This is a genomic window from Pseudomonas sp. 32_A (assembly GCF_017490905.1).
In the GTDB taxonomy this organism is placed as follows: Bacteria; Pseudomonadota; Gammaproteobacteria; order Pseudomonadales; family Pseudomonadaceae; genus Aquipseudomonas; species Aquipseudomonas inefficax.
Genome location: NZ_JAFGYI010000013.1, coordinates 32,535 through 32,835, shown reverse-complemented (window position 1 = coordinate 32,835; position 301 = coordinate 32,535).

Here is a 301-nt window from a genome sequence, read left to right as displayed (position 1 = left end):
ACGCGGTGGCTGGCACCGGCTGCGCCGGTGTTCGCGGGTGAACCCGCTCCCACAGGTATGGCGCATTCCCTCAGCTGGTGGGGGCCCTGTGGGAGCGGGCATGCCCGCGAAGCAGGCGACGCGGTGGATGGCACCGGCTACGCCGGTGTTCGCGGGTGAACCCGCTCCCACAGGTATGGCGCATTCCCTCAGCTGGTGGGGTCCTTGTGGGAGCGGGCATGCCCGCGAAGCAGGCGACGCGGTGGATGGCACCGGCTGCGCCGGTGTTCGCGGGTGAACCCGCTCCCACAGGTATGGCGCA